General features: G+C 45.3%; 9 protein-coding genes and 16 tRNA genes. 24 read left to right on the top strand and 1 reads right to left on the bottom strand.

Going from position 1 to position 11748, the window contains the following annotated elements:
- Window positions 1-10: 10 nt before the first annotated feature.
- From H70737_RS25445 to H70737_RS25370, 16 genes are all read left to right on the top strand, one after another.
- A tRNA-Asn gene (locus tag H70737_RS25445) sits at window positions 11-86 on the top strand.
- A 3-nt stretch (window positions 87-89) separates the two neighbouring features.
- Window positions 90-182: transfer RNA gene (locus H70737_RS25440), tRNA-Ser, on the top strand.
- Between the two features lie 17 nt (window positions 183-199).
- Window positions 200-274 (top strand) — tRNA-Glu (locus H70737_RS25435).
- A gap of 55 nt (window positions 275-329) precedes the next feature.
- Window positions 330-405 (top strand) — tRNA-Val (locus tag H70737_RS25430).
- Window positions 406-422: 17 nt separating this feature from the next.
- Window positions 423-499 (top strand) — tRNA-Met (locus H70737_RS25425).
- 26 nt (window positions 500-525) lie between these two features.
- Window positions 526-603, top strand: a tRNA-Asp gene (locus tag H70737_RS25420).
- A gap of 10 nt (window positions 604-613) precedes the next feature.
- A tRNA-Phe gene (locus tag H70737_RS25415) sits at window positions 614-689 on the top strand.
- 20 nt (window positions 690-709) lie between these two features.
- Window positions 710-785, top strand: a tRNA-Thr gene (locus H70737_RS25410).
- Window positions 786-790: 5 nt separating this feature from the next.
- Window positions 791-876: transfer RNA gene (locus H70737_RS25405), tRNA-Tyr, on the top strand.
- 8 nt (window positions 877-884) lie between these two features.
- Window positions 885-958, top strand: a tRNA-Trp gene (locus tag H70737_RS25400).
- 36 nt (window positions 959-994) lie between these two features.
- Window positions 995-1070 (top strand) — tRNA-His (locus tag H70737_RS25395).
- 40 nt (window positions 1071-1110) lie between these two features.
- A tRNA-His gene (locus H70737_RS25390) sits at window positions 1111-1183 on the top strand.
- Window positions 1184-1204: 21 nt separating this feature from the next.
- Window positions 1205-1279 (top strand) — tRNA-Gln (locus tag H70737_RS25385).
- Window positions 1280-1285: 6 nt separating this feature from the next.
- A tRNA-Gly gene (locus tag H70737_RS25380) sits at window positions 1286-1360 on the top strand.
- A 12-nt stretch (window positions 1361-1372) separates the two neighbouring features.
- A tRNA-Cys gene (locus H70737_RS25375) sits at window positions 1373-1446 on the top strand.
- A 14-nt stretch (window positions 1447-1460) separates the two neighbouring features.
- A tRNA-Leu gene (locus H70737_RS25370) sits at window positions 1461-1539 on the top strand.
- Window positions 1540-1673: 134 nt separating this feature from the next.
- Here the strand turns inward: H70737_RS25370 and H70737_RS25365 are convergent.
- A complete protein-coding gene (locus tag H70737_RS25365) occupies window positions 1674-2423 on the bottom strand; it encodes an AraC family transcriptional regulator (RefSeq protein WP_042191790.1) in 750 nt (249 codons plus the stop codon).
- Between the two features lie 326 nt (window positions 2424-2749).
- On the opposite strand from H70737_RS25365, the gene H70737_RS25360 reads away from it, so the two are divergent.
- From H70737_RS25360 to H70737_RS25325, 8 genes are all read left to right on the top strand, one after another.
- Window positions 2750-3889: a BMP family ABC transporter substrate-binding protein gene (locus H70737_RS25360; RefSeq protein ID WP_042191789.1), complete on the top strand. Its 1140-nt coding sequence runs from the start codon at window positions 2750-2752 to the stop codon at window positions 3887-3889.
- Window positions 3890-3990: 101 nt separating this feature from the next.
- Window positions 3991-5553, top strand: a complete 1563-nt coding sequence (locus tag H70737_RS25355) for an ABC transporter ATP-binding protein (RefSeq protein ID WP_042191787.1) — start codon at window positions 3991-3993, stop codon at window positions 5551-5553.
- Window positions 5546-6592, top strand: coding sequence for an ABC transporter permease (locus H70737_RS25350; protein ID WP_042131006.1), 1047 nt, complete (start codon window positions 5546-5548; stop codon window positions 6590-6592). The genes H70737_RS25355 and H70737_RS25350 overlap by 8 nt, the downstream gene beginning before the upstream one ends.
- The gene (locus tag H70737_RS25345) at window positions 6589-7527 is read left to right on the top strand and encodes an ABC transporter permease (protein ID WP_042191785.1); all 939 of its coding nucleotides are present in this window, start codon (window positions 6589-6591) and stop codon (window positions 7525-7527) included. Before H70737_RS25350 ends, H70737_RS25345 begins: the two co-directional genes overlap by 4 nt.
- Window positions 7528-7571: 44 nt before the next feature.
- Entirely contained in the window at window positions 7572-8525 is a 954-nt protein-coding gene (locus H70737_RS25340; RefSeq protein ID WP_042191783.1) for a nucleoside hydrolase, read from the top strand.
- Window positions 8526-8528: 3 nt separating this feature from the next.
- Window positions 8529-9926 (top strand): ADP-ribosylglycohydrolase family protein, encoded by a 1398-nt coding sequence (locus H70737_RS25335; protein WP_042191781.1) that lies wholly within the window; start codon window positions 8529-8531, stop codon window positions 9924-9926.
- Window positions 9927-10300: 374 nt separating this feature from the next.
- The gene (locus tag H70737_RS25330) at window positions 10301-11062 is read left to right on the top strand and encodes a methionine ABC transporter ATP-binding protein (protein WP_081951211.1); all 762 of its coding nucleotides are present in this window, start codon (window positions 10301-10303) and stop codon (window positions 11060-11062) included.
- Complete coding sequence (locus H70737_RS25325) at window positions 11055-11717, top strand: methionine ABC transporter permease (RefSeq protein WP_042191779.1); 663 nt, start codon at window positions 11055-11057, stop codon at window positions 11715-11717. Before H70737_RS25330 ends, H70737_RS25325 begins: the two co-directional genes overlap by 8 nt.
- Window positions 11718-11748: the final 31 nt, after the last annotated feature.

Raw genomic sequence — 11748 nt, 5'->3', positions numbered from 1 at the left:
GTATGAATATTCCCTGATAGCTCAGTTGGTAGAGCACTCGACTGTTAATCGAGTTGTCACAGGTTCGAGTCCTGTTCGGGGAGCCATATGGAGAGGTGTCCGAGTTTGGCCGAAGGAGCACGATTGGAAATCGTGTAGGCGCCACAAGCGTCTCGAGGGTTCGAATCCCTCTCTCTCCGCCACAAATTTTACTTAGTATGGCCCGTTGGTCAAGGGGTTAAGACACCTCCCTTTCACGGAGGTAACATGGGTTCGAATCCCATACGGGTCACCAAATTTTCACTTGATTTTACATAGTGGACTTTGGTACAATAACAATTGTTGTTTATGGAGGCTTAGCTCAGCTGGGAGAGCATCTGCCTTACAAGCAGAGGGTCGGGGGTTCGATCCCCTCAGCCTCCACCATATTCATTTAAGAACGACGCGGGGTGGAGCAGCCCGGTAGCTCGTCGGGCTCATAACCCGAAGGCCGCAGGTTCAAATCCTGCCCCCGCAACCAATTTTCATTAAGAAATTATATCTTTTGGAACCGTGGTGTAGTTGGCCTAACATGCCTGCCTGTCACGCAGGAGATCGCGAGTTCGAATCTCGTCGGTTCCGCCATTTTTACCTTGGCTCGATAGCTCAGTCGGTAGAGCAGAGGACTGAAAATCCTCGTGTCGGCGGTTCGAATCCGTCTCGAGCCACCATATAGTATACAACTTAATATGCCGGTGTAGCTCAATTGGTAGAGCAACTGACTTGTAATCAGTAGGTTGGGGGTTCAAGTCCTCTCGCCGGCACCATCTTTGGGGGATTAGCGAAGTGGCCAAACGCATCAGACTGTAAATCTGCTCACGTACGTGTTCGGTGGTTCGAATCCATCATCCCCCACCATTTTTTTTAGGGGCATAGTTTAAAGGTAGAACAACGGTCTCCAAAACCGTTGGTGTGGGTTCAATTCCTGCTGCCCCTGCCAATCTTTATCTAAAGTCTTTCTCTAAAGTTTAATATGGCGGTCGTGGCGAAGGGGTTAACGCACCGGTTTGTGGATCCGGCATTCGTGGGTTCAAGTCCCATCGGTCGCCCCATTTACTTTAAGAAGAACAGCAACAATATTAGTTTAATATGGCGATTGTGGCGAAGTGGTTAACGCACCGGATTGTGGTTCCGGCATTCGTGGGTTCGAGACCCATCAGTCGCCCCTTTTATTTTAAAATGTTATTGGGGATTAGCCAAGCGGTAAGGCAACGGACTTTGACTCCGTCATGCATAGGTTCAAATCCTATATCCCCAGCCATTTTATGCGGACGTGGCTCAGCGGTAGAGCATCGCCTTGCCAAGGCGAGGGTCGCGGGTTCGATTCCCGTCGTCCGCTCCAAAGTTTTCATATGGCGCCATAGCCAAGTGGTAAGGCAAAGCTCTGCAAAAGCTTTATCCCCAGTTCAAATCTGGGTGGCGCCTCCATTAATTTCATATGTGCCGGCGTGGCGGAATGGCAGACGCGCTCGACTCAAAATCGAGAGGGAAACCGTGGAGGTTCGAGTCCTCTCGCCGGTATATCAAAAAGGTTTGTAAAGTCGCTTGTATAAGCAACTTTACAAACCTTTTTTCTTTGTCTTTGAGCTTTTTATTCTTAAGCCGTTGAATTAGAGGCGTCTCTAATCAACGGCCTTTTTGTGTGGAGTTTTGTTTTATTGACTGCTTAGTCGGAATGCTCGTGGGGTGAGACCAATTTCACGTTTAAACATATTGCAGAATTGGGCGTCATTCACAAACCCAGCAGCAGCTGATACTTCAGAGATATGCATTTGGGTATGTTGCAAGAGAGACTTTGCATAATCCAGACGTTTCAATAGTAGATAGCGCAGAGGTGAAGAACCGAATCGTTCTTTAAATAAATGGCGGAAACGATCATAGCTGTATCCAGACATCTCTGAAAGTGTTGCGACCGATAGCTTATGGCGGTAATGCTCATTCATATAGTTTAGAACATATTGGACTCTGTCTTCCGTTGGTGATTGAAACCCAGAGGCACTAAGAAGCCGTATCAGATGAACAGTGATTTCGCTCATTTGCAGGTTCAATAGTTCAGAGAATCCATCTTGTTTGCGCGTAAACTCTGCTTTCATTCGAAGCAAGATCTGTAGAACAGTATGGTCTTTATCATCTTCATATACGCCTTGCAAATTCTCCATATTTGGGTGATTTGAATGGAAGCCTACAAATAGTATAGTAGCATCCTCGCGATGATTCTCATCATGTTTATGATTGGGTGGTATCAGCGCGAATGAAGAAGAACGAAAATGATAACTTCGCGAACCTACATTGGTAGTTCCTAAGCCGTTTAAATAATAGACTAGTTCATAACATTCATGCTGGTGTGGTGGAATATAGGTATTAACCTCATGTGCTGCATTTACAATATATAGAACACGATCCATGATGACCCTCCAATAATTATGTTTTAGCCGAATCGTACAAAAATATGACCGAAATCATATAATTATTTTCATTAATATTTGATATGATCGTATCAAGAAATCCGAAGATTAGCAACCTGACTGGCCATCTCGTTCGGGAATTAGTCGGATTATTCGTAAAAATTATAATTTTATCTCTTTTTTTGAGTGTATTCGTTAAAATCATTAAAATTTTGACAATGTTACATGAAAAATGAGAGTTTCCATCTAAATCGTGAAATATACAACGGACTAAGAAGGAGAACCTCTCAAATTACTAACCAACTATAAATAGGGGGAATAGAAAAATGAAAAAGAAAGTTCTTTCTTTGTTGTTACTAGTAGTAATGGTAATGGTCACAGCCTGTGGAAATAATACGTCGAGTAATGGATCTTCCGCGAATGCAGGATCTAACGCAGCTGAAGGTGGAGAAACAGGTTCAGGGGATAAACTCAAAGTAGTACTTCTGATTCCAGGAACGCTTGGAGATAAATCTTTCTTTGACTCTGCGAATAGCGGTTTGCAAAAGGTTAAGGATGAACTGGGTGCAGAAACAAAAGTTGTAGAAATGGGTGTCGATAAAACGAAATGGGAGCCTACGTTTAACGATATCGCCGCTGAGGACTGGGATGTTATTATTTCTGGCGGATCAGAAATTACAGAGATGTTTAATGCAACGGCTGAATTATATCCTGACAAAAAGTTCATTAACTATGATACCGATATAGATGAAGCACCAGAGAATATGTACAACATGTCTTATGCAACAAATGAAGTATCTTTTCTAGCAGGTGCTGTAGCGGCGCTAGCTACACAATCGGATATGGAAAATGCTAATCCTGAGAATGTGATCGGTTTTGTAGGCGGCATGGATATTCCAGGAATTAACGCTTTCTTGGTAGGCTACATTCAGGGCGCTCAATATGTTGATCCTGATGTGAAGGTCGCTGTATCATATGCTGGCGATTTCGTTAACCCGGCTAAGGGCAAGGAGCTTTCGCTGATTCAATATAACTCCGGTGTGGATGTTATTTTTAACGTGGCTGGGGGTACAGGTCTTGGGATCTTTGACGCAGCTAAGGAGAAGAAGAAATATGCTATCGGCGTAGACTCCGATCAGGCGATGTTGCTTAACGATACAGATAGCGAAAAAGCAAACTTGATCGTTACTTCTTCTATTAAAAAGATTGATAGTGCTATTCTGGGTGCCGTGAAGAGATTACAAGACGGTACACTTGAGATGGGTAAACGTGATGTGTTGAGCTTTGTAGATGATGGTGTAGGCATTGCAGAGAATGAGATCTATAAAAATATCTTCCCTGCCGATCTTCAGGCTAAAGTTGAAGAAGTGAAGCAAAATCTGATCAATAAAGAAATTACAGTAGATAACGCGATGGGAATGGAAACCTCTGAAGTAGAAGCCATTCGTAACGCAGTTAAGCCTTAAGTGTAGCTATAAAGTGATAAACCTACAGTTGGAGATTCTTCTTTAGAAGAATTCCAGCTGTATATTTTTGCAGACCTCCAAGTCGAAAGGCGTTGAGACCTATGAACAAAGCTCTGCTGGAAATGCGGGGAATTACCAAGGTGTATCCCAATGGTGTCGTTGCAAATAAAGACGTGCATTTTTCTTTACGTGAGGGAGAAATTCATGCGATTGCAGGCGAGAACGGCGCTGGTAAATCAACTTTAATGAAGATCATGTTCGGCATGGAAGAGCCTAGTGAAGGTGAAATCTTTATCAAGGGTGAAAAAGTGAAGCTGCAATCTGCTCAGGATGCCATTGATAGAGGGATTGGTATGGTTCACCAGCATTTTATGCTGGTCCCTTCTTTTACGGTAGCAGAGAACATGGTGCTGGGCATGGAACCTCGTAAGGGCGTTGGCATCAATTATGCAGAAGCTGTACGCATGACCGAAGAGACTGCGAAAAAATACAATCTGGCAGTGGATCCAAAAGCAAAAGTGGAGGATCTCACGGTTGGTATGAAGCAAAAGGTTGAAATTCTGAAGGCGCTGCTGCGTGGTGCAAAAATCCTCGTTCTGGATGAGCCGACCGCAGTGTTGACCCCACAGGAAACAGAGGAATTGTTCCGGGAGCTTAAGCAATTAAGAGAGCAGGGTCATACGATTGTTTTTATTTCACACAAGTTGAAAGAAGTTAAAGCGATCTGTGACAGAATTACGATCATGCGTAGTGGACGTAGTGAAGGTGTCTTCCAAACGAAGGATGTCACGGAGCAAGAAATCTCACGCCTTATGGTGGGCAGAGACGTCGTGTTGAAATATGACAAGGAGATTCTGTCTATTGGGGAGCCAGTACTCACTGTGCAGGGCTTAGGTGTAAATGATGCACACGGCAAAGCGTTGCTAACAGATATCAACTTTGCAGTACGCGGGGGACAAATTATCGGGATTGCTGGTGTAGAAGGGAATGGGCAGACACAGCTCATTGAGGCTCTTACGGGTAGCCTAAGAGGGGTCTCAAGCCAAGGCTCTGTGCTAGTGAAGGGAAAAGATATTCGTGAATCGGATATTTTAGATATTCGTAAGCTAGGCGTTTCCTATATCCCAGAGGATAGGATGCATCAAGGGATAGCCAGTGATGCGAGCATAGCGGATAATCTGCTGTCCACTCAGTATCGTACAAAAGCTATGAATAAAGGTCCCTTTTTAAATGGATCACGAATTGCCAAGCTTGCAGTATCACTTGTAGAAGAATTTAAAGTCCGCTGTTCGGGACCTTCTCAGCCAATAGGTATGTTATCAGGTGGTAACATGCAGAAGGTTGTCGTAGCTAGAGAGTGTTCTACAGAACCGCAACTGCTTATTGCAGAGCAGCCGACACGGGGCGTGGATATAGGCGCGGCGCAGTTCATACATCAAAAGCTGTTGGAGCTGCGCTCAGACGATTGCGCTATTTTGCTAGTGTCAGCAGACTTAAATGAGATCTTGGAGATCAGCGATAGTCTACTAGTGATGTATGAAGGAAAGATTGTTGCCTTTTTCGAGGAGCCTTCCAAGGTTAGTGAAGAAGAATTAGGGCTTTATATGCTAGGGATTCATCGACAGGACGAGGAGCAAATCAGGAGGGCCGTAAATCATGTTTAAAGTAAAATATTTTGAATACATTCGAACATCGGCAGTAATCGTAATTGCACTCGCTATTGCTTTTCTGATCATCTCATTGGTCAGCAATCAGCCGGTGAAGACGATTGGGATATTCCTATTTGAGCCGCTATCCAGTAAAGGTCATATCGGTAATGTGATTGAGATGGCCATTCCGCTCATGTTCACTGGGCTAGCAGTTTCCTTGTTGTTCCGGGCAAATATGTTCAATTTGGGAGCTGAAGGGATTTTCTATTTCTCCGGTGTTGTAACTTCCGTGTTGGCTATTCATTTAACGCTGGACGGGTGGCTTCATCCGATCGTAGCTATTGCTGCGGGTTCTATTGTTGGTGCGTTGCTCTCGGCAATACCCGGGATCCTCAAAGCCAAATGGAATGCTAATGAGCTCGTTACATCCCTGATGTTCAATAATATTTTGTTTGGAGTAGGTTTATATCTACTGAACTATCACTTACGTGATGCAAAAGCATTTGCCAATGTATCCTACAAATTCGAGAAAACGGCACTGCTGAGTAAAATGGTACCTGGCACCCGTATTCATACCGGACTTATTATCGTTATCGTGCTTATTATTGCAGCGCATTTATTCCTATACAAGACTAAATGGGGATATGAGCTGCGAATGACAGGCATCAACCGGAACTTTGCACGTTATTCAGGCATGAAGACCGCGAAGGTTATTATACTGGTTCACTTGATTGCTGGTTTTATCGCGGGAATGGGTGGTTCCGTAGAAGTGCTAGGGATGTACAATCGATTCCAATGGACATCGTTACCAGGTTATGGCTTAGATGGTGCTCTTGTAGCGATGTTAGCCAAGAATAATCCGCTATCCGTAATCGGCGCTGCATTGTTCCTTGCATATATCCGGATCGGAGCCGACATGATGGCACGTCTATCGGATGTACCTTCAGAGATGATTTCTATTATACAGGCGATTATCATTCTTCTGATTTCGGCTGAACAATTTCTGAAGTTCTGGAAAAATCGGATGCTCTTGAAGGAGGCGAAGGAAGCGTGAACAGCTTGTTTGATGTAATTTTTACGACTGACTTTGCGTTTTCTGTTCTTCGAGTGACGACACCGATTCTATTCGCCGCATTGGGAGCGTTAATCTCTAATAGGGCTGGCATCATCAACATTGGTATGGAAGGCATCATGCTTGTCGCGGCGTTAGCCGGTGTCATTGTAAGCAGCTACACGCATAGTGCGTGGGTAGGTTTACTTGGGGCTGTGATGTCCGGAACACTGATCGCTGGAATATTAGCTTTTTTCACACTGAAATTTAAAACACATATCATTCTCGGCGGTGTAGCTATTAATATGTTCGCTTCGGGAGGAACCGTGTTTATTCTTTATCTGCTGAGTGGAGACAAGGGTTCTTCTACTTCTCTGGCGAGTAAAGTGCTACCTAGTGTAGAGATTCCTTTACTGAAGGACATTCCAGTGCTGGGGCCTATTCTATCAGGACATCACATTTTGACGTATGTATCTATCATTGCTGTGTTTGTTGTCTACTATCTCTTAAACCGTACACCACTTGGTCTGCGCATTCGTTCAGTGGGTGAAAATCCACATGCGGCTCAATCTGTGGGAGTAAGTGTTGTGAAAATACAGTATATGGCTTTGCTGCTTAGTGGATTTTTCGCTGGTTTGGGTGGAGCTTACATGTCGATGGGTTACCTTTCACTGTTCACTCGCGATATGATCGCTGGTCGGGGCTGGATTGCGATTGCTGCAGAGTCTATGGGGAGAAGTACGACTGTGGGCACGGCGCTGACCTCTCTATTATTTGGTACGGCAGACGCCTTGTCGAATGCGTTACAGGTCCTGAAGATTCCTGCAGAACTGATCGGGACGCTTCCTTATGTAGCAACGGTAATTGGACTAGTGATCTATGCCGTATCTGAGACACGGAAGAAGAACAAAAAGCTAAAGAGCCCGCTAGTGAAATAGCGATAGGAGTAACGAGGATTTATACAACTAAGGAGTGAATGACTATGCGAACACCTATTATTATTGACTGCGATCCAGGACATGATGACGCAATCGCTATCCTGCTTGCAATAGCAAATTCGGAGAAGCTGGATCTGCGCGGGATTACAACGGTTGGTGGAAACCAGATCCTCGATAAAATCACAGAAAACGCACTTAAAGTGATCAGCTTTGTGAATGCTGATATTCCTGTAGCCAAAGGGGCTGCGGGTCCGCTGTTCGGCAAGCTTGTTACAGGGGAGGAAGCGCATGGTGAATCAGGCATGGACGGCCCACTATTGCCACCAAGTAAATTCCGGCCTGTAGAAGAAGGCGCTGTGGAATTCATGCTGAATATTATCCGTTCTTCGGAGGAGAAGATTACGCTCGTACCGATGGCTCCTTTAACAAATATCGCCCTGCTAATCACTGCTTATCCAGAGATTAAGGAAAGAATTGAAAAGATTTCACTGATGGGCGGAGGAATTTCTTATGGAAATGTAACCTCTACTGCGGAGTTTAACATCTATGTAGATCCTGAAGCTGCTCGTATCGTGTTTGAATCGGGTATTCCGATTACGATGAGTGGTCTGGATGTGACCGATAAGGCTGCCATTTTCGAAGATGAGATCGTAGCATTGAAAGAGCGTGGGCCAGTGTCCACTATGGTCGGAGAGCTGTTAGATTTCTATTCGATCTTCGGAAAGAAAATGGGCTATGTCGGTAGTGCACTGCATGATCCATGCGCCGTAGCTTGGCTCTTGCACCCAGAACTGTTTGAATCCGAGCATCTATATGTAACGGTAGAGACAGAAAGTAAGCTGACGCGGGGAATGACGGTTGCAGACAAACGAAAGAAGACGGATCGCCCAGCGAATGTAGAAGTCCTGGTGGGAGTAGACCGGGAAGCATTTATGAAGTTGATTTTTGATTCACTGGAAAAGCTAGATCAAGAGCTGCTTGCGGCTGAAGGGAACTAACCTATGGCAGGATGGGAGAGACTTCAGGAGACGGTTCAGTTTGAATTGGTTCAGCGTGGAGAAGAAGGCTGCAAGATTGAAGGCTTCGCGGATAAACTAGCCGCTGCAGGTGCCGATGAGATTAAGCTGATGCAAGTATACAACGAGTTGATGGAGCTCACGGTTACTGAGGACTTTCCTTATGAAGAGCCGTCTTCACTGGAGGAGATTCGTCGTCTTCGTCCAGAAGGTCCACGTAAGCTTGAGGCTGACTGGAGCGAAGCAGAATGGAGAGATAAGTTCTACGGAGCTTGGCTAGGTAGAAGCGTCGGTTGCGCACTTGGCAAACCATTGGAGTATTGGGACTACCTCTACGGTAAAGATGGACGTCCGGGTTGGGAGAATATTGAGCTGTGGTTCCGTGGTGCCGATGCATGGCCAATTACTGGATATACCCCTGGGCATTCACGGGCAGAGGCAGAATATGGTCTTGGTTTAAGTGATTGGACGTATGCGAGTACCAGCGAGACTATTAAGTTTATGGAGAGCGATGATGATATTCGTTACACGGTTCTAGGCCTTATGCTGCTGGAGCAAAAGGGGCTGAACTGGGATTCTTGGGATATCGGGAAGCTCTGGCATAAACATCTGACATACGCCCAGGTATGTACGGCAGAGACACAGTCGTATATGAATTTTGCGCAGGAAACGTCTCATCTGCATGGTGAGAAGCCTGCGGATTGGTTGGCGCGGCAGGAAAGAGTGCGGATGCACTTAAATCCATACCGGGAGTGGATCGGTGCGGCTATACGCGCAGACGGACTGGCGTATGGTGCAGCAGGCCATCCTGAGCTTGCGGCGGAGCTAGGCTGGCGTGATGCTTCTTTTTCACATGTGAAGAACGGGATCTATGGCGAGATGTTTAATGCGGCGATGATTTCGGCAGCTTTTGCTGAAAAAGATAACGAGCGTATTCTTGAAATTGGTCTTAGTGAGATCCCTAGTACTAGTCGTCTGGCAAATGACGTTCTACGAGGTATAGATATTGCGCAGAAGGCCAAAAGTGAGCGGGAGCTGGTAAGTAAGATTTGGGATACATTCAGTCACTATGATGCGGTGCACACCAATAATAATGCTGCTCTTGTAGCTGCTTCGCTGGTCTATGGCGGGAATGATTTTGAAAAAGTGGTCGTTACATCCGTTTACGGAGGAATGGATACAGACTGTAATGGTGCTACAGTGGGTTCTATTATGGGAGCGAAGCTTGGAGCAAATGTGTTGCCGGCTTCGTGGGTTGAATCGCTCCATGATACGCTATATGCGGATCTACCCGGGTTTCATCCGATAGCGATTTCGGAATGCGCAGAGCGCAGCTATCAGGTCTTCTTGAAGATTCGAGGAGAGCTTGCCGAAAAGTCTTAGAACAAGGATTACGAAAAGAATGAAAGGATGTCTTAAGCTATCGAGCTTAGACATCCTTTTTTTCGTGGCGATCTAGTTCTTGAAATAGATGTAACAGCGGGTTTAGGAGTTAGGTAACAGGAGAATCCTGATTTGAAGAGGGATTAAGCTCAGTCATTTATTGGGAGATAAGCACGCAAAAATAGTCCGATTTAATGGGCTTTTATTCTTTAATTCTTTTAATCTGATATATTACTAAAATAAAAATGATGACACAGAACATAAAATGCCTTATTATTTAAAGAGATTTTTAGTAAAACAGTTTTTAAATAATTATAGTACAAACCTTGGCTTAGAAGGTTTCAGAATAAACGGAAAGGAAGGGGGAGTTTGCAATCCTATCGCTGAGTCGGGTGAGTAAAGGATTCAAGCTGAAGGACGGCACATATCAGGCGGTAGATGATGTATCGCTTGATGTGAAGAAGGGATCGATTCACGGGATTATTGGTGAAAGCGGGGCAGGGAAATCCACGCTGCTACGATTGATTAATCTGCTGGAAAAGCCGGATCAAGGGACAGTTACCGTAGAAGGGCATAATTTAACCGAAATGCCGAGTAAACAGCTACGGAAAGCTAGGGAAAAGATTGGGATGATTTTTCAGCAATTTAATCTGGTCAATAACGTCACGGTAAGCCGCAACATTTCGATCCCTCTGGAACTGGCCGGGGTGCCGAAGCGTGAACGGTTGAAGCGGGTGAAGGAATGTCTCGATTTTGTCGGATTGGCTGATAAGGCAGAGCAATATCCCGCACAGCTAAGTGGAGGACAGCGACAACGTGTGGCGATCGCCCGGGCGCTTTCAAACAGTCCAGGACTATTGCTATGTGACGAACCAACATCCTCACTAGATCCAGGAACAACTGCGGATATTCTAGATGTCCTGAAGCATATTAATGGGGGCCTTGGGGTTACGGTAGTGATTGTTACGCATGAGATGGATGTTGTCAAAAGCATATGCACTCACGTATCGGTGATGGAAAATGGTCGAATCGTAGATTCATTCTCACGCCAAGATGGTGATTTCCGGCCTGCTGCAGTCCGTACTGGCTCTTACCGGGATCAAATTCTGGGTAAAGCGGGGGAAACGCATGTTTGATAGTGTACTTCAATATCAGGCACAAATGTGGGAATCGATCGGAGAAACTTTTATAATGGTCGGTATTTCTGTTGGTGCCGCACTGCTGCTGGGGCTTCCGCTTGGGACGTTATTGTTTTTTTGCCGAAAAGGGCAGCTCTATGAGAACAAAACATTGTCACTGGTACTCAACAGCATCGTAAATATTATCCGTTCATTTCCATTCCTGCTGCTTGTGGTTGCACTCATTCCGGTCACTCGTTTCCTCGTCGGAACTGCGATTGGAACAATGGCTGCCACGGTTCCGTTATCCATTGTTGCCATTGCTTATTACTCTCGTCTGGTGGAGCAGTCTTTGCTGGAGGTTCCTAAAGGAGTCATAGAAGCGGCGTTGTCTATGGGAGCCTCGAAGCTGGGGTTGATCTTTAAGTTTCTGTATGTAGAGGCTCGTTCGGGTCTAGTGCTCGGACTTACTACCTCCACCATTAGTTTTATCTCTTACTCGACCGTAATGGGGGTTGTTGGAGGGGGCGGGGTTGGTGATTTTGCGATCCGTTACGGATATCAGCGTTTTGAGACTGAAGTGATGATCTATGCGATTGTTGTGATGATTGTATTGGTTCAGTTGGTTCAATTCACAGGAGGTACGATCTCACGGCTGTTAGATAAGCGTTAATCGTTCAACCCGTACATCAAATTTTGTAATA

It is taken from the genome of Paenibacillus sp. FSL H7-0737, assembly GCF_000758545.1.
In the GTDB taxonomy this organism is placed as follows: Bacteria; Bacillota; Bacilli; order Paenibacillales; family Paenibacillaceae; genus Paenibacillus_AQ.
This window is presented reverse-complemented; position numbering and strand designations above follow the sequence as displayed.

Excerpts from the sequence above, each read along its gene's own strand:
- H70737_RS25350 (WP_042131006.1), top strand. The coding sequence starts at position 5,546 with ATGTTTAAAGTAAAATATTTTGAATACATTCGAACATCGGCAGTAATC.
- H70737_RS25335 (WP_042191781.1), top strand. The coding sequence starts at position 8,529 with ATGGCAGGATGGGAGAGACTTCAGGAGACGGTTCAGTTTGAATTGGTT.
- H70737_RS25325 (WP_042191779.1), top strand. The coding sequence starts at position 11,055 with ATGTTTGATAGTGTACTTCAATATCAGGCACAAATGTGGGAATCGATC.
- H70737_RS25360 (WP_042191789.1), top strand. The coding sequence starts at position 2,750 with ATGAAAAAGAAAGTTCTTTCTTTGTTGTTACTAGTAGTAATGGTAATG.
- H70737_RS25340 (WP_042191783.1), top strand. The coding sequence starts at position 7,572 with ATGCGAACACCTATTATTATTGACTGCGATCCAGGACATGATGACGCA.
- H70737_RS25355 (WP_042191787.1), top strand. The coding sequence starts at position 3,991 with ATGAACAAAGCTCTGCTGGAAATGCGGGGAATTACCAAGGTGTATCCC.
- H70737_RS25365 (WP_042191790.1), bottom strand. The coding sequence starts at position 2,423 with ATGGATCGTGTTCTATATATTGTAAATGCAGCACATGAGGTTAATACC.